Origin of the sequence: Cellulosimicrobium sp. SL-1 (genome assembly GCF_011033075.1) — a bacterium.
Lineage (GTDB): Bacteria > Actinomycetota > Actinomycetes > Actinomycetales > Cellulomonadaceae > Cellulosimicrobium > Cellulosimicrobium funkei.
Genome location: NZ_JAACJC010000001.1, coordinates 180,028 through 195,467, shown reverse-complemented (window position 1 = coordinate 195,467; position 15,440 = coordinate 180,028). Strand labels below are relative to the sequence as shown.

Sequence of the window (15,440 nt, the reverse complement as noted above, 5' to 3'; positions counted from 1 at the left end):
CCGGCCCGGTCGGCGCGGGGACGACCCGGGCCGGCCAGCGTCGGCTCGGGTCGGCCCCGGACGCAGCGCGGCCCGGGTCCCGAAGGACCCGGGCCGCGGCGGTACGGCTCAGACCAGGCCGAGCTCCTCGACGGCCTGACGCTCCTCCTGGAGCTCCGCGACCGACGCGTCGACGCGCCCGCGCGAGAACTCCGAGAGCTCCAGGCCCTGGACGATCTCCCACGACCCGCCGCGCGAGACCACCGGGAACGACGAGATGAGGCCGGTCGGGACGCCGTACGACCCGTCCGACACGACGCCCGCGCTCGTCCAGTCGCCCTCGGGCGTGCCGAGGACCCAGTCGTGCACGTGGTCGATCGCCGCGTTCGCCGCCGACGCCGCCGACGAGGCGCCGCGCGCGTCGATGATCGCCGCGCCGCGCTTCGCGACGGTCGGGATGAACGTGCTCTCCAGCCACTCGCGGTCCTCGGCGAGCCGCGCGCCCGGCGTGCCCGCGACGTCCGCGTGGAAGAGGTCGGGGTACTGCGTGGCCGAGTGGTTGCCCCAGATGGTCACCTTGCGCACCTCGGACACCGGGACGCCCGCACGCTTCGCGACCTGCGTGAGCGCGCGGTTGTGGTCCAGGCGCGTCATCGCGGTGAACCGGTCCTTCGGGACGTCGGGCGCGTTCGACGCCGCGATGAGCGCGTTCGTGTTCGCGGGGTTGCCGACGACGAGGACGCGGACGTCGTCCGCCGCACCCGCGTTGATCGCCTGGCCCTGCGGCTTGAAGATGCCGCCGTTCGCCTCGAGCAGGTCGCCGCGCTCCATGCCCGGGCCGCGCGGACGGGCGCCGACGAGCAGCGCGACGTTCGTGCCCTCGAACGCGGGCGTCGGGTCGTCGAAGATGTCGATGCCGGCGAGCAGCGGGAACGCGCAGTCGTCCAGCTCCATGGCCGTGCCCTCGGCGGCCTTCACACCCTGCGGGATCTCGAGGAGGCGCAGGCGCACGGGGGTGTCGGGGCCGAGCATCTGGCCCGACGCGATGCGGAACAGCAGCGCGTAACCGATCTGACCGGCCGCGCCGGTCACCGTCACGTTCACGGGGGAAGTCATGCGCTCACTCTCCCACAACGCGACCCGCCCGGACGCGCGGGGCGGCGCGCCCGCCGGTGCCGACTCTCGCTCCCCGAGCACACCCGGGCACGACGACGGCGGCGCCCCCTGCGCAGGGGACGCCGCCGTCGGTCGTGCGGTGCGGGCCGGTCAGCCCAGGCGCGCCTTGAGGTTCTCGTCGAGCGCGGCGAGGAACTCCTCCGTCGTCAGCCACTCCTGGTCCGGGCCGATGAGGAGCGCGAGGTCCTTCGTCATCTTGCCGGACTCGACCGTCTTGATGACGACGTCCTCGAGCGTCTGCGCGAACTCGGTGACCTCCGGCGTGCCGTCGAGCTTGCCGCGGTGCATGAGGCCACGCGTCCAGGCGAAGATCGACGCGATCGGGTTCGTCGACGTCGGCTTGCCCTGCTGGTGCTGGCGGTAGTGGCGCGTCACCGTGCCGTGCGCGGCCTCGGCCTCGACGGTCTGGCCGTCCGGGGTCATGAGGACCGACGTCATGAGGCCGAGCGAGCCGAAGCCCTGCGCGACGGTGTCGGACTGGACGTCGCCGTCGTAGTTCTTGCAGGCCCAGACGTAGCCGCCCTCCCACTTCATGGCCGAGGCGACCATGTCGTCGATGAGGCGGTGCTCGTAGGTGAGGCCCTTGGCGGCGAACGCCTCGGCGAACTCGGCGTCGAACACCTCCTGGAAGATGTCCTTGAAGGCGCCGTCGTAGGCCTTGAGGATCGTGTTCTTCGTCGAGAGGTACACGGGGTACTCGCGCTGGAGGCCGTACGCGAACGAGGCGCGCGCGAAGTCGCGGATCGACTCGTTGAAGTTGTACATGCCCATCGCGACGCCGCCCTCCTCGGGCATGGTCACGACCTCGAACTTCTGCGCCTCGGAGCCGTCGGCCGGCTCGAACGTCATCGTGATCTTGCCCGGACCAGGGACCTTGAAGTTCGTCGACTTGTACTGGTCGCCGTGGGCGTGGCGGCCGATGATGATCGGCTTGTTCCAGCCCGGCACGAGGCGCGGGATGTTGGAGATGATGATCGGCTCGCGGAAGACGACGCCACCGAGGATGTTGCGGATCGTGCCGTTCGGCGAGACCCACATCTTCTTCAGGCCGAACTCCTCGACGCGCGCCTCGTCGGGCGTGATCGTCGCGCACTTGACGCCGACGTTGTACTGCTTGATCGCGTGCGCGGCGTCGATCGTGACCTGGTCGTCGGTCGCGTCGCGGTTCTGGATCGACAGGTCGTAGTACTTGAGGTCCACGTCGAGGTACGGGTGGATGAGGCGGTCCTTGATGAACTGCCAGATGATGCGCGTCATCTCGTCGCCGTCGAGCTCGACGACCGGGTTGACGACCTTGATCTTGCCCATGCGCAGATCGCTCCAACTGTCGGGGACTGGAGCCCCCGGGTGTCGGACGGCGACCGTGCGGCCCGTGGGCCCGGTCCGTCGCACACGAGGGCGTTGCTGACCGCGGTCCAGGGTACTCGACTTCTCGACGTCAAGATACTTTGGCGACGCCCGGCGGACCGTTCGGATCGTGAGACCCGGCGTCCGTTCTCAGGTGCAGCACCGCAGATTTCCACGCATCTCCCGGGTGGTGGTGGCAAGATGCCCCCAGATGCCGGAATGGCCGGGCACTCGGTCAGGCATCGTGCCGTCGTCCCGACGGCCCGCCGGTGCCGCACCGCGGCACACCGGGCCGGGACTGCCCGAAGTTCCCACCGAACCAGACAGGATCATCATGTCCCAGGACACCACCGCTCCCGGCGCACCGGAGGGCTACGTCGACGACGCGCGCCCCGCGCAGACCGAGGCCGTCGCTGTCGTCCAGCCCAGCCTCCTCGCGCGCCTCGGCGCCGAGGTCTTCGGCACGTTCTTCCTCGTCCTCGCGATCATCGGTGTGGCGCTGTACACCTTCGTCAGCCAGCAGAACGCCCTCGCGGTCGCTCTCGCGGGCGGCCTCGCGCTGCTCGCCGGCGCCGCCGCCGTCGGCAACGTCTCCGGCGGCCACTTCAACCCGGCGGTGACGCTCGGCGCCGCCATCGGCGGCCGCACCGCGTGGCGCGACGTGCTGCCCTACTGGGTCGCGCAGCTCGTCGGCGCGCTCCTCGCGGGCCTCGTCCTGCTCGCCACCGTCCCGAACTCTCTGCCCGCGCTCGTCGGGCAGGAGGACCGCGGCGGCCTGTTCGTCTCGACCGCGAACGGCTACGGCGACTTCTCGTCCCTCTCCACGGCGTCGCAGGGCGGCACCGAGTTCGGGCTGCTCGCCGCGCTGCTCATCGAGACCATCGCGACCGCGGTGTTCGTCGGCGTGATCCTCGGCGTGACCGACAAGCGCGCGACCGTGCAGTACGCGCCGGTCGTCATCGGCCTCACCCTCACCGCCCTGATCCTCGTCGCGGTGCCCGTCACGAACGCCTCGCTCAACCCGGCCCGCTCCATGGCGTCGGCCGTCTTCGCGGGCGACGGGGACCTGTGGAAGCAGCAGTGGGTCTTCTGGGTCGCGCCGCTCCTCGGCGCCGCGATCGCGGGCCTCTTCTACCGGGCGTTCGCGTTCGCCCCGAAGCAGGACGACCTGCTCGGCGAGGACCACGTCGTCACGCTGACCGAGGCCGAGGTCGCCGGTGGCGCCGCCGCCGGTGCGGGCGCGGCCGTCGTCGGCGCCGGTGCGGGCACCGTCGTCGAGGAGGCGGTCGTCGTCACGGACGAGAACGGTGACGTGGTCGCGGTCGAGGAGGTCGTCGAGACGGACGACCCCGACGCCCCGGCCCCCGGTGAGGGCACGGCCCCGCGGGCCTGACCCTTTCTCGCACGCCCGACGGGCCCGGACCGCGCACGCGGTCCGGGCCCGTCGTCGTGCAGGTCGCACCTCGTGCCGGTCGCTCGGCGTGCGGGGCGCTCGTCGCGCGGATCGCACGTCGGCCGTGCTCCGCGCGGGGAGGTCAGAGCTCGCCCTGGTCCAGGCTCAGCGCGAGGAACGCCATGACCGCGGCGGGGGCGAGGAAGAAGAAGACGTCGAGCCCGCGCGACCGGACGGTGATGCCGACCGGGCCGGGGCCCGGGATCGCCGCGCGGCACACGCCCGCGACGGCGAGCAGCCCGGAGAGCGCGAAGCAGCCCGCCCGCGCACCGGCGAGGACGGCCACGACCGTGGCGACGGCGACGCCCGCGAGGACCAGCCACATCGCGGGCTGGCGGGACGGCGCGAGGCTCGCGGGCGGCTCGGGCACCGGGGGCGGGGTCGCGTCGTCGGGCACCGGGGCGCCCTCGGGAGCCGTCCCGTCGCCGGTCTCGTCGTCGACGTGGTGCCACACCGGCACGAGCGTCGCGCGTGGCCGGTGCCGCGTCCCCCCGTCCGCGGTGACGTCGCTCACGCTGCTGCACCTTCCACGCCCGGAAGCCTACCGTCGTGCCCTAGCGTGACGTGCATGCCGTCCGTCGTGCCGCCGGTCCCGTCCGCTCCCCCCGCCACCTCGACCGATCCCGCGACCGGCCCTGCGGCCGGCCCGGCGACCACCCGGCACGACGGCGGGCCGCCGTCGTCCGTGGTCGTCGTCGGCGCCGGGCTCGCGGGCGCCCAGACCCTCGCCGCGCTCCGCCGCCGCGGCTACACCGGGCGCGTCACGCTGCTCGGCGCGGAGGGCGTGCCGCCGTACGACCGCCCGCCCCTGTCGAAGGAGCTCCTCAGCCGGCCCTCCCCCGCGTGGCTCGCCGACGACCTCGGGGTGGACGTCGACGCGCTCGCCGACGACGTCCGCCTCGCCGACCCGGCCGTGCGCCTCGAGCGGGTCGGGACCGCCGACGCTTCCGGCTGGTCCGTCGAGACGCGGTCGGGCGACCGCCTCGTCGCCGACGCCGTCGTGCTCGCGGTCGGCTCCGTGCCCGTGCGGCCGCGCGGCTGGGAGCACGCGCGCGTGCTCCACACCACGGCCGACGCCGACGCCCTGCGCGCCGCGCTCCGGCCGGGCCTGCGCCTCGTCCTCGTCGGGGCCGGGTGGATCGGCGCGGAGCTCGCCGGCGTCGCGGCGGGCGCCGGTGCGCACGTCACCGTCGTCGAGGCCGCGGGTGCGCCGCTGCACCGCCAGCTCGGCCCGGACGTCGGGGTGCACCTCGCGCCCTGGTACGCGGCCGCGGGTGCCGAGCTCGTCACCGGCGCCACCGTCGCGGAGGTCCGGCCCGACGGCGTCCGGCTCGCCGACGGCCGCGAGCTGCCGGCCGACGTCGTGCTCGCCGCCGTGGGCGCCCGCCCCGCCACCGACTGGCTCGACGGCGTCGTGCCCCGCGACGCGCGCGGCGGCGTCACCGTGGACGCGGACGGCGCCGTGCCGGGGCTGCCCGGCCTCTGGGCGGTCGGCGACTGCGCGAACCGCGACCACCCCGTGCTCGGTCCTGTCCCGGGCGGGCACTGGTCGGCGGCGCTCCACGACCCGGACGCGACCGTCGCGGCGCTGCTCGGCGACGGCGGCGACCGGGCCGCGCACGCGCCGTACGTGTTCTCCCAGCAGCTCGGGCACGACCTCGCGCTGTTCGGCGTGCCCGCCGAGGGCGACGAGGTCGTGCTGCGCGGCGACCCCGCGGGCGGCGCCACCGGCCACGAGGGCTGGGCCGCGTTCTACCTCGCGCCCGCGGCACGCTCCGAGCCCGGCGGCCCCGCCGCCGACGACCCGACCGCCCGGGGCACCGACGTCCGGGCCGTGCTCCTGGTCGACTCGCCGCGCGACGTCGGCCCCGTGCGCAAGGCGATGAACCGGACGGGCCGCCTGCGCGTCGACCTCGACGTCGCGCTCGACCCGGCCCGGCGCCTGCGCGACGCCCTCGCCTGACGCCCTCGCCTCGCCCCCTCGCCCGCGACCGCGAGCGCGACGGCCCGCCGGTCCGAGGACCGGCGGGCCGTCGAGCGGGACGGGTCAGTGCGCGAAGTGACGCGTCCCCGTGAAGTACATCGTCACGCCCGCGGCCCGGGCGGCCTCGATCACCTCGGCGTCGCGGATGGACCCACCCGGCGCGACGACGGCGCGCACGCCGGCGTCGAGCAGGATCTGCAGGCCGTCCGCGAACGGGAAGAACGCGTCGGACGCCGCGACGGCGCCCCGGGCCCGCTCCTCGCCGTCCGCGAGCGTGTTGGCGCGCTCGACCGCGAGGCGGCACGAGTCGACGCGGTTGACCTGCCCCATCCCGACCCCGACGGCGGCCCCGTCGCGCGCGAGGAGGATCGCGTTCGACTTCGCCGCGCGGATCGCGCGCCACGCGAACGCGAGGTCGGCGAGCGTCGCGTCGTCGGCGGCCTCGCCCGTGACGAGCGTCCAGTGCTCGGGCGCGTCGCCGCCGGTGACGTTCCCCTCGGCGTCGGTCACGACCGCGTCGACCCGGTCCGTGCTCTGCACGAGCAGCCCGCCGCTGACCGGGCGGGTCTCGACGGTCGTCGTCGGCGGGGCGTCGACGACGAGGAGACGCAGGTTCTTCTTCGCCCGCAGCACCTCGAGCGCGTCCGGCTCGAACCCGGGCGCCACGACCACCTCGGTGAAGACGGGCGCGATCTGCTCGGCGGCTGCCTTCGTCACCACGCGGTTCGCGGCGATGACGCCGCCGTAGGCCGACACGGGGTCGGTCGCGTGGGCGCGCGCGTGCGCCTCGGCGACGTCCGTGCCGACCGCGATGCCGCACGGGTTCGCGTGCTTGATGATCGCCACGGCCGGCTCGTCGTGGTCGTGCGCGGCGCGCCACGCGGCGTCGGCGTCGACGTAGTTGTTGTAGCTCATCGCCTTGCCGTGGAGCTGCGTCGCCTGGGCGAGCCCCGTCGCGCCGTGGCCGACCGTGTAGAGCGCGGCGCGCTGGTGCGGGTTCTCGCCGTACCGCAGCACGTCGGCGCGGTCCCACGTGGCGCCGATCCACGCCGGGAAGCCCGTGCTCACCGTCTCGCCCTCGGCGCCGCCCTCGACCGGGACCGCGTCCGTCGGCGCGACGACGTTGCCCATCCAGGACGCGACGGCGACGTCGTAGGTCGCGGTGTGCACGAACGCCGCGGCGGCGAGCGCCTTGCGCTGCGCGTAGGTGAAGCCGCCCGCCTGCACGGCCGCGACGACGTCGTCGTACCGGGCCGGGTCCACGACGACCGCGACGCTCGGGTGGTTCTTCGCCGCCGCCCGGACCATCGACGGACCACCGATGTCGATCTGCTCGACGACCTCGTCCGGCCCCGCGCCCGACGCCACGGTCGCGGCGAACGGGTAGAGGTTGACGACGACGAGCTCGAACGGCGCGATGCCGAGCTCGTCGAGCTGCGCGAGGTGGTCGGCCTTGCGCGAGTCCGCGAGGATGCCGGCGTGCACGCGCGGGTGGAGCGTCTTGACCCGCCCCTCGAGGCACTCGGGGAACCCGGTGAGGTCCTCGACCTTCGTCACCGGGACGCCCGCGGCCGCGACGGTCGACGCCGTCGAGCCGGTGGAGACGAGCTCGACACCCGCGGCGTGCAGCGCCGTCGCGAGCTCGACGAGGCCCGTCTTGTCGTAGACGCTCAGGAGCGCGCGGCGCACGGGGCGCCGCGAGTCGTCGGTGAGCTGGACGTCGGGGGCGGAGGGCACGTGCGGGGCCGGGTGGGACATGACGAGGGGCTCCTCTGGGTCGCGGTCGCCGCGCCGACGGAGCCGACGCGAGTGGCAGAACCCAGGCGCCCAGGCGGTCGACGCTCCAGCAGGTAGATCCGGCCGCTCCCCGGTGGTCGTTCCCACCCTCGCCAGTCGCGGCCGTCGTCCAGTCTAGCGGCCCGACGGCGGCGCCCCCGGCTCGGCCGGGACCGCACCCGGCACGACCCCCGACGCCGCGAGGGCGGCCGCGTCGTCGGCCCAGGTGTCGGGCGTGCCGACCCGCCAGAGCGGGCGGACCGCGCTGAGGACCGCGACCGTGACGACGAGGAGCCCCGCGAGCACCGCGAGCGCGGTCCCGAGCCCGAACCGGTCGAGGAGCCCGCTGCCGACGAGCGGGACGAGCGGGCCCGCCGCGAGGCCGGTGAGCCCGAGCACGGACGCGAGCCGGCCCTGGAGCTGCGGCGGGGTGACGGCCGCCGCGTACCCCGACAGGCCCGCGTTCACGGCCGGGACGAGCAGGAGGGCGAACGGCAGCACCGCGAGGTAGGCCGCGTACGACTCCAGCACGGCCATGACGACGGACCCCGCGGCGAGCACCCCGAGCGCCGCGACGACGAGCGCCCCCGCGCGGACCCGCGCGACGAGCCGGGGTGCGAGCACTGCCCCGACGAGCACGCCCACGCCGACCGCGAGGTCGACCAGGCCGATGAGGAGCGGCGCGGTGCCCGTCCGCACGAGCTCGAGGTTGATGCCGACCATGAGGCTGCCGAACGCGACGTTGATGACGACGAACAGGCCGAGCAGCGCGCGGAACAGCGGCACGGACCACACGAAGCGCAGGCCCTCGCGCAGCGCCGCGAGGGGCCGGGTGGCGCGCGCGGCCGCGACGTCGCCGTTGAGCGGCTCGCGCACGAGCCACGTGCACACCGCGGTCGCCGCGTGCCCGATCGCGGCCCCGGCGAGCGGCACGGCGTGCGCGACGGCGTAGAGCGCCCCGCCGAGCGGGCCGGCGAGCAGGCTCGCCACGGCGTCCCGGCCCTGGGCGGCCGCGAGCGCCGTCGGGAGCTGCGGCACCGGCACGACCGAGCGGAAGGCGCCGCTCGTCGCCGGGTCCACGAGCGCACCGACGACGGAGGCCCCGAACAGGACGGCGGCGAGGTGCCACGCGGAGAGCGACCCGGTGCCGGCGGCCACCGCGACGGTCGTCCAGAGCAGCGCCCCGACGGTCGCCGCGGCCACGACGAGGCGGCGGCGGTCCACGCGGTCGGCGACGACGCCCGCGGGCAGCGTCGCCAGGAGCGCCCCCACCTGCCCGACGGCGGCCACCACCCCCGCCTGCACGACGGACCCGGTGAGCCCGTACGCCACGAGCGGCACCGCGAAGAGCGCCACCCCGGCACCGAGCGACTCCGCGGTCAGCCCGGTCATGAGCAGCAGGTAGGACCGGTTGCGCAGGAGCGACGGCGGCGCGTCCGGCGCGAGGCCGACCGTGGCACCGGGGTCGGACGACGGAGCGGTGCGGGGTCCCGGGGGCGCGGGGGGTGGGTTCGACATGGAGGAGAACCTACGTGCGCAACGAGAGTTGCGCAATAGTCGTTGCGCACTTTGTGGTGAGCACTCCCCCGTGCGGAACACTCGGGCGTTGCTAGCCTCGGCCTGTGCTCGAGACCTTCCACGTCCAGGACCCCGCGGCGCTGCGCGCGATCGCGCACCCGCTGCGCCAGCGGATCCTCATGGAGCTCGCCGTCCTCGGGCACGCGCGCGCGGCCGACCTCGCCCGGGCCACCGGGGAGCCCGCCAACTCCGTGAGCTTCCACCTCCGGGTCCTCGCCCGGGCGGGCATGATCGTCGAGGCGCCCGAGCACGCCCGGGACCGGCGGGACCGCGTCTGGAAGAACGTCGCGGAGACCTACGCGGTGGAGCCCGGGACGCCGGACGCGGTGCGCCACGTCGTCCGCCCGGCGCTCGCCTGGGCCGAGGAGACGTTCCGCCGCGGGAGCGCGATGGGTGCGCGCGAGGACCGGATCCTCGCGCTGAGCACGCTCGTGCTCAGCCCCGAGCAGGCGACGACGATGTCGCGCGAGCTCCAGGAGCTCGTCGGGCGCTGGAACACGCGCGCGCTCGAGGAGGGGCGCGCGGACCCCGAGGCGCGCCGCGAGACCTACCAGGTGCTCGCGGTGCTCGCCCCGCGCGACCTGCCCCCGGCGGACGACGACGACCCCGCGCCCCCGCCGGGAGAGGACGCCTCCGGCCGACGGGCCGAGACGCCCGCCGACTAGCCCAGCACGACCCGGCGTCCGTCGACGCGCAGGCCCTCGCGCGCCACGCGCCCCACGGTCTCGACGAGCAGCGCGCGCTCGGCCACCTTGATGCGCTCGTGCAGCGACGACTCGTCGTCGCCGTCCTCGACCGGCACCGCGACCTGGGCGACGATCGGGCCGGTGTCCACGCCGTCGTCGACCACGTGGACCGTGCAGCCCGTGACGCGCACGCCGTAGGCGAGCGCGTCGCGCACGCCGTGCGCGCCGGGGAAGGACGGCAGGAGCGCGGGGTGGGTGTTGAGCGTGCGGCCCGCGAAGCGGCCCACGAACGCGGGGCCGAGGATGCGCATGAACCCGGCGAGGACCACGAGGTCGGGCCGGAACACGTCCACCGCCTGCGCGACGGCCTCGTTCCACGCGGCCCGGTCCGCGAAGTCCCCGGGGGCCACGACCACGGCGGCGACGCCCGCCTCGCGGGCGAGGTCCAGGCCGCCGGCGTCCGCCTTGTCGGAGACGACGCCCACGACGCGCGCGCCGTACGCAGCGTCGTCGTGCGCGGCGAGGAGCGCCGCGAGGTTGCTGCCCGCCCCCGACACCAGCACGACGACGCGGGCGGCGGAGGTGGACTCGACGGGGTGGCCGGACGGCGTCTGCACGGTGCTCCTGCGGGGTTTCGAGGGGTCGCGGGTCACGGAGCGCGACCGCGGCGGCGGGCCGGTGGGACGACCGTCGGGGCACGCAGCCTCCGATGGGAGAATGTACCGCGAGCCGCCCGACCGACCGAGGAGCTGCCCGTGGGCAACCCGTACGCACCGCCCCGTCCCGACGCGCCGCAGCAGCCTCGACCCGAGCCCGCGCAGCCGGAGGACGGAGCGCGTCCGGACGCGCCGGCGCCTGCACCGGGCCCCGCCCCCGCGCCGATCCCCCCGGCCCCCGCGCGCCCGGACCAGCAGGCCGGGCCGGGCCACCGGCGCCCCGCGCCGCCCGAGCCCGCGGAGCCCGACCCGGAGCTCGCCCGGCAGGCGACGCGGCGCACCCTGCACTTCGGCCTGCTCCTGCTCGCCGTCATCGTCGTGAGCACCATGCCGTTCCCGTGGCAGGCCGTGAGCCTCGCGCTCGCGCTCGGCGCGATCGTCGTGGGCATCCGGGCGCTGCTGGCCGTCTGGCGCGCCCGCGTGCGCGGCGCGCTCGTCCCGGCCCTCGGGATCGGCGTCGGGCTCTCGGCCATGCTCGCGCTCCAGATGGTCTCGACGCTCGTCACGTGGGACGTCGCGCTCGCGCACCAGCAGTGCCTCGACGGCGCGATCACCGTCTCGGCCGAGAAGCGCTGCGACGTCGAGCGCACGCACGCGCTCGAGGAGAAGTTCGCCCGCTGGTTCCCGACCCCCGCCCCCGCGTCCTCCTGACGCGTCGAGGCTCCTCACCCGTTCGCGACGCAGCTCGTCGACGGTGAGCGCGTGACGGTGCCGGCGACCCCGGGGGGCCGACCGCCGCGGACGACGCCGCGCGGCAGCTCCTGCCCGGTCCGCCCCGGCGACCCGCCTGCGCGAGGGTCAGCCGGCGTCGCCGTGGCGCCGGCCCAGGACCTCGAGCCGGGACCACAGGACGGCGAGCGCGGCGCCGCCGCCGATCTCGGCCGCGGCGAGCGCGCCGACGAGGAGCGCGTCCGCGCCCACGACCTCGAGCCGGCCGGGGCCCACCGCTCCCCCGGCGAGCCAGCTCACGAGCCCGACGAGCAGGCCGGACGCGAGCGCGACGCCGGCGAGCGCGAGGACGACGGCGGACCAGGGGACGACGTCGTCCGGGTGGGTGCCCGTCACGTCGCGCAGGCGCCGCCAGACGAACACGCCCGCGACGACGCCGAGCGCGACGACGCCGGCCGGCACCCAGGGCGTGAGGGCGTTGGTCCAGTCGTCGCCGGGCAGCGCCCCGAGGAGCGGGATCGCGGGCAGCGCGCCCGGCTCCGACCCGCCGGGCGCGAACGTGCTCCCCTCGCCCACGGCGAACCCGGGGCCGACGAGCCACGCCCCGGCCCACGCCACGAGGTTGGGCAGCACGGCGAGCTGGCCGAGTGCGAGGACGATCCCCCCGACGGTCCCGGGCACGAGCCCGGCGACGATGTCGCCCGACGTCGCGCGGCCCGCGACGAGCCACGCGCCGACGACCACGGCGGACGCCCCGGCGAGCAGGCTCGTGCCGAGCAGACCGCCCCGCAGCCCGAGGCGCACCGTCGGTGGCACGACCCGGTCGAGACGCCCGGCGAGGTCGGCGACGAACGGCGCGTCCGGGCGCGCGAGGATCCCGCCGCCGAGCCCGAGCCCTCCGACGACCGCTCCCCCGACGACGGCGATGCCCAGCCCCCAGGGCGGCGTCGAGCCGGCGAGCAGCGCGACGCCGAGCGTCGCGAGCGCGTACGTGGCGGTGCCGGCCACCCAGGCGGAGACCGCGGTGTGCGCCGAGCGGCGTGCCGACGCGAAGCAGCAGAAGAGCGCGAGGGCGGTGAGACCGAGCGGGACGAGCGTGACCGTCGTGCCGCTCGCGACGAGCGGGACGCCGTGGCCGAGGAGCCAGAAGCCCGCCGCGACGGTGACCGACTGCCCCCAGCCCGTCCCCTCGGACGCCCCGGTCGAGGACGCCAGGAAGGCGACGACGCCCGGGAGCACGACGACGGCGAGCGACAGGGTGAGCGCCTGGAGCGCGGCGAGCACGCCGGACGGTGCACGACGCACCCCGACGGGTGCAGGTGCCGGGCTGCCTTCCACGGTGCGCGTGCGCGCACCGCGAGTCGTGCTGGTGGTGCTCATGGTGCCCATCGTCGTCGATCGAGAGGTCGGTTCAGGGCATTCGCCCCGGCGCGCCAGACTACCGGCGCCCCCGGCTCCGGGGACGACGACGCCCCGCGACCGGCGGACCGGTCGCGGGGCGTCGTACGGCGTGGCAGCGGGCCGTGCGGCCCGACGGAGCCAGGGGTCAGGCGAGGACCTCGCGCAGGAGCGCGGCGGTCTCGGACGGCGTCTTGCCGACCTTGACGCCGACGGCCTCCAGGGCCTCCTTCTTCGCCTGGGCGGTGCCCGCGGAGCCGGAGACGATGGCGCCGGCGTGGCCCATCGTCTTGCCCTCGGGAGCCGTGAAGCCCGCGACGTAGCCGACGACCGGCTTCGTGACATGCTCCTTGATGTACGCCGCGGCGCGCTCCTCGGCGTCCCCGCCGATCTCGCCGATCATGACGATCGCCTTGGTCTCGGGGTCGTTCTCGAACGCCTCGAGCGCGTCGATGTGCGTGGTGCCGACGATCGGGTCGCCGCCGATGCCGATGGCGGTCGAGAAGCCGAGGTCCTTGAGCTCGTACATCATCTGGTAGGTCAGCGTGCCCGACTTCGACACGAGACCGACCGGGCCCTTGCCCGTGATGGTGTGCGGGGTGATGCCGGCGAGCGACTCGCCCGGCGTGATGATGCCGGGGCAGTTCGGGCCGATCATGCGCGTGCCCTTGCCCTGCAGGTAGGCCCAGACCTCGGCCGTGTCCTGGACGGGCACGCCCTCGGTGATGACGACGATGAGCGGCATCTCGGCGTCGATCGCCTCGATCGCGGCGTCCTTGGTGAACGCCGGCGGGACGAACAGGACGGACACGTTCGCGCCCGTCTCGGCCATCGCCTCGGCGACGGTGCCGAACACCGGCAGCGTGACGTCGTTGCCCTCGTGGTCCTTGTGCGTGACGGTCGTGCCGGCCTTGCGGGCGTTGACGCCGCCGACGATCTGCGCGCCCGAGTCGAGCATGAGGGCGGTGTGCTTGGCACCCATCCCGCCGGTGATGCCCTGGACGATGATCTTGGAGTCGGAGTTCAGGTAGATCGACATGGTGTTCTCTGTCTCAGCTTTCCGCGTCTACGGGCGATCAGGCGTTGGCCAGCTCGGCCGCCTTGGCGGCACCGCCGTCCATGGTCTCGGCGAGGGTCACGAGCGGGTGGTTCGCCTCGCGCAGGATCGCGCGGCCGAGCTCCACGTTGTTGCCGTCGAGGCGCACGACGAGCGGCTTGGTCGCCTCGTCGCCGAGGATCTCGAGCGCGCCCACGATGCCCTTCGCGACCTCGTCGCACGCGGTGATGCCACCGAAGACGTTGACGAAGACCGACTTGACCTGCGGGTCGTTGAGGATGACGTCGAGACCGTTCGCCATGACCTGCGCGTTCGCGCCGCCGCCGATGTCGAGGAAGTTCGCCGGCTTGACGCCGCCGTGCTCCTCGCCCGCGTACGCGACGACGTCGAGCGTGCTCATGACGAGCCCGGCGCCGTTACCGATGATGCCGACCTCGCCGTCGAGCTTGACGTAGTTGAGGCCGTTCTCCTTGGCCTTGGCCTCGAGCGGGTCGGTCGACTCCTTGTCCTCCAGCGCCTCGTGGTCCGGGTGACGGACCTCCGACGCGTTGTCGTCCAGCGTGACCTTGCCGTCGAGCGCGATGATCGAGCCGTCCTCGGTGCGGACGAGCGGGTTCACCTCGACGAGCGTCGCGTCCTCGGCCGTGAACACGGTCCACAGCGAGCGGATGACGTCGGCGACCGGCGCCTTGAGCTCCTCGGCGAAGCCCGCGGCGTCGACGATCTCGCGCGCCTTCGCCTCGTCGATGCCCACGATCGGGTCGACGGCGACCTTGGCGAGCGCCTCGGGGCGCTCGACGGCGAGCTGCTCGATCTCCATGCCGCCCTCGACGGAGCACATGGCGAGGTAGTTGCGGTTCGAGCGGTCCAGCAGCACCGAGAAATAGAACTCCTCGGCGATCTTGGCACCCTGCGCCACCATCACGCGGTGGACGGTGTGGCCCTTGATGTCCATGCCGAGGATCTCGGACGCCTTCTCGGCGGCCTCCTCGGGCGAGTGGGCGAGCTTGACGCCGCCGGCCTTGCCGCGGCCGCCGGTCTTCACCTGGGCCTTGACGACCACGGTGCCCCCGCCGAGCTTCTCGGCTCCCGCGCGGGCCTCCTCGGGCGTCGTCGCGACGACCCCGCCCAGCACGGGCACGCCGTGCTTCTCGAAGATGTCACGCGCCTGGTATTCGAACAGGTCCACCCTGCTGCGTCCTTCCGTCTGATGCGCCGTGTGCGGCATGACCGATGTCTCGACATCAAGACATCCCCGTACAGGGTAGCCCCCGCTCCGGGGCGCGCCTATCCGGGGCCGCTGCGGTGGCTCGCGGACCGGTGTTCCTTTCGTCACCCCGCACGACGAGCGTCAACCACCGTTGACATCACGCCGAGCGTCAACCTAGATTGACACGCATGGAACCCGTCGACATGGACGCCGCGAGCAGCACCGACCCGGACGTCGGGCTGCGGGCCGTGCGGTCGCTGCGCGTGCTGGCCGAGCGCCTCGAGGCGCTCCAGGTCGAGCACGCCCGGTCGCTCGGCTGGTCCTGGCAGGAGATCGCCGACCGGCTCGGCGTCACACGTCAGGCCGTGCACAAGAAGTACGGCGCGTCCCGCACCACGAGGAGGTCGTGAC

The 15,440-nt window shown here is 74.8% G+C and carries 14 protein-coding genes and 1 riboswitch; of the genes, 5 read left to right on the top strand and 9 right to left on the bottom strand.

The genetic code is table 11. The features are described 5' to 3' along the window. Window positions 1-108 precede the first annotated feature (108 nt). Window positions 109-1,095: a malate dehydrogenase gene (locus GWJ10_RS00925; RefSeq protein ID WP_076405127.1), complete on the bottom strand. Its 987-nt coding sequence runs from the start codon at window positions 1,093-1,095 to the stop codon at window positions 109-111. 150 nt (window positions 1,096-1,245) lie between these two features. Beyond that, the gene (locus GWJ10_RS00920; protein WP_021482263.1) at window positions 1,246-2,463 is read right to left on the bottom strand and encodes an NADP-dependent isocitrate dehydrogenase; all 1,218 of its coding nucleotides are present in this window, start codon (window positions 2,461-2,463) and stop codon (window positions 1,246-1,248) included. A gap of 373 nt (window positions 2,464-2,836) precedes the next feature. On the opposite strand from GWJ10_RS00920, the gene GWJ10_RS00915 reads away from it, so the two are divergent. After that, window positions 2,837-3,895: an aquaporin gene (locus GWJ10_RS00915; RefSeq protein WP_081600272.1), complete on the top strand. Its 1,059-nt coding sequence runs from the start codon at window positions 2,837-2,839 to the stop codon at window positions 3,893-3,895. A gap of 142 nt (window positions 3,896-4,037) precedes the next feature. Here GWJ10_RS00915 and GWJ10_RS00910 read toward each other — a convergent pair whose 3' ends face one another. Further along, entirely contained in the window at window positions 4,038-4,469 is a 432-nt protein-coding gene (locus GWJ10_RS00910; RefSeq protein WP_061266885.1) for a DUF3017 domain-containing protein, read from the bottom strand. 54 nt (window positions 4,470-4,523) lie between these two features. On the opposite strand from GWJ10_RS00910, the gene GWJ10_RS00905 reads away from it, so the two are divergent. Beyond that, window positions 4,524-5,918 carry an FAD-dependent oxidoreductase gene (locus GWJ10_RS00905; RefSeq protein WP_163184501.1) on the top strand — a complete coding sequence of 465 codons (1,395 nt, stop codon included), beginning with the start codon at window positions 4,524-4,526 and terminating at the stop codon, window positions 5,916-5,918. An 84-nt stretch (window positions 5,919-6,002) separates the two neighbouring features. Here GWJ10_RS00905 and purH read toward each other — a convergent pair whose 3' ends face one another. Together purH and GWJ10_RS00895 are read right to left on the bottom strand one after the other, a co-directional pair. Beyond that, window positions 6,003-7,697, bottom strand: coding sequence for a bifunctional phosphoribosylaminoimidazolecarboxamide formyltransferase/IMP cyclohydrolase (purH, locus tag GWJ10_RS00900; protein WP_163184500.1), 1,695 nt, complete (start codon window positions 7,695-7,697; stop codon window positions 6,003-6,005). Window positions 7,698-7,757: 60 nt separating this feature from the next. Next, window positions 7,758-7,846, bottom strand: a riboswitch (ZMP/ZTP riboswitch). Window positions 7,847-7,850: 4 nt separating this feature from the next. Next, on the bottom strand, window positions 7,851-9,233 hold the full coding sequence (locus GWJ10_RS00895) for an MFS transporter (protein ID WP_163184499.1): 1,383 nt from the start codon (window positions 9,231-9,233) through the stop codon (window positions 7,851-7,853). Between the two features lie 104 nt (window positions 9,234-9,337). Here GWJ10_RS00895 and GWJ10_RS00890 point away from each other — a divergent pair, with 104 nt between their 5' ends. Next, on the top strand, window positions 9,338-9,958 hold the full coding sequence (locus GWJ10_RS00890; RefSeq protein WP_241005612.1) for a helix-turn-helix domain-containing protein: 621 nt from the start codon (window positions 9,338-9,340) through the stop codon (window positions 9,956-9,958). Here GWJ10_RS00890 and purN read toward each other — a convergent pair. Further along, the gene (gene purN / locus GWJ10_RS00885) at window positions 9,955-10,596 is read right to left on the bottom strand and encodes a phosphoribosylglycinamide formyltransferase (RefSeq protein WP_061266881.1); all 642 of its coding nucleotides are present in this window, start codon (window positions 10,594-10,596) and stop codon (window positions 9,955-9,957) included. The genes GWJ10_RS00890 and purN overlap by 4 nt on opposite strands. Before the next feature lie 138 nt (window positions 10,597-10,734). On the opposite strand from purN, the gene GWJ10_RS19965 reads away from it, so the two are divergent. Further along, window positions 10,735-11,346, top strand: coding sequence for a hypothetical protein (locus GWJ10_RS19965; protein WP_061266880.1), 612 nt, complete (start codon window positions 10,735-10,737; stop codon window positions 11,344-11,346). Window positions 11,347-11,493: 147 nt separating this feature from the next. On the opposite strand, the gene GWJ10_RS00875 is transcribed toward GWJ10_RS19965, so the two are convergent. The 3 genes from GWJ10_RS00875 to sucC form a co-directional block, all read right to left on the bottom strand. Next, complete coding sequence (locus GWJ10_RS00875) at window positions 11,494-12,744, bottom strand: DUF6350 family protein (protein ID WP_163184498.1); 1,251 nt, start codon at window positions 12,742-12,744, stop codon at window positions 11,494-11,496. 166 nt (window positions 12,745-12,910) lie between these two features. After that, window positions 12,911-13,801 (bottom strand): succinate--CoA ligase subunit alpha, encoded by an 891-nt coding sequence (gene sucD / locus GWJ10_RS00870; protein ID WP_021482340.1) that lies wholly within the window; start codon window positions 13,799-13,801, stop codon window positions 12,911-12,913. Window positions 13,802-13,838: 37 nt separating this feature from the next. Continuing rightward, window positions 13,839-15,008 (bottom strand): ADP-forming succinate--CoA ligase subunit beta, encoded by a 1,170-nt coding sequence (gene sucC, locus GWJ10_RS00865; protein ID WP_021482339.1) that lies wholly within the window; start codon window positions 15,006-15,008, stop codon window positions 13,839-13,841. A 209-nt stretch (window positions 15,009-15,217) separates the two neighbouring features. Between sucC and GWJ10_RS00860 the strand changes: the two genes are divergently transcribed. Then, window positions 15,218-15,439 carry a helix-turn-helix domain-containing protein gene (locus GWJ10_RS00860; RefSeq protein ID WP_031316040.1) on the top strand — a complete coding sequence of 74 codons (222 nt, stop codon included), beginning with the start codon at window positions 15,218-15,220 and terminating at the stop codon, window positions 15,437-15,439. Window position 15,440: the final 1 nt, after the last annotated feature.

Coding starts and splice junctions, on each gene's coding strand:
- GWJ10_RS00925 (WP_076405127.1), bottom strand. CDS start 1,095: ATGACTTCCCCCGTGAACGTGACGGTGACCGGCGCGGCCGGTCAGATC.
- GWJ10_RS00920 (WP_021482263.1), bottom strand. CDS start 2,463: ATGGGCAAGATCAAGGTCGTCAACCCGGTCGTCGAGCTCGACGGCGAC.
- GWJ10_RS00915 (WP_081600272.1), top strand. CDS start 2,837: ATGTCCCAGGACACCACCGCTCCCGGCGCACCGGAGGGCTACGTCGAC.
- GWJ10_RS00905 (WP_163184501.1), top strand. CDS start 4,524: ATGCCGTCCGTCGTGCCGCCGGTCCCGTCCGCTCCCCCCGCCACCTCG.
- purH (WP_163184500.1), bottom strand. CDS start 7,697: ATGTCCCACCCGGCCCCGCACGTGCCCTCCGCCCCCGACGTCCAGCTC.
- GWJ10_RS00895 (WP_163184499.1), bottom strand. CDS start 9,233: ATGTCGAACCCACCCCCCGCGCCCCCGGGACCCCGCACCGCTCCGTCG.
- GWJ10_RS00875 (WP_163184498.1), bottom strand. CDS start 12,744: ATGAGCACCACCAGCACGACTCGCGGTGCGCGCACGCGCACCGTGGAA.
- sucD (WP_021482340.1), bottom strand. CDS start 13,801: ATGTCGATCTACCTGAACTCCGACTCCAAGATCATCGTCCAGGGCATC.
- GWJ10_RS00860 (WP_031316040.1), top strand. CDS start 15,218: ATGGAACCCGTCGACATGGACGCCGCGAGCAGCACCGACCCGGACGTC.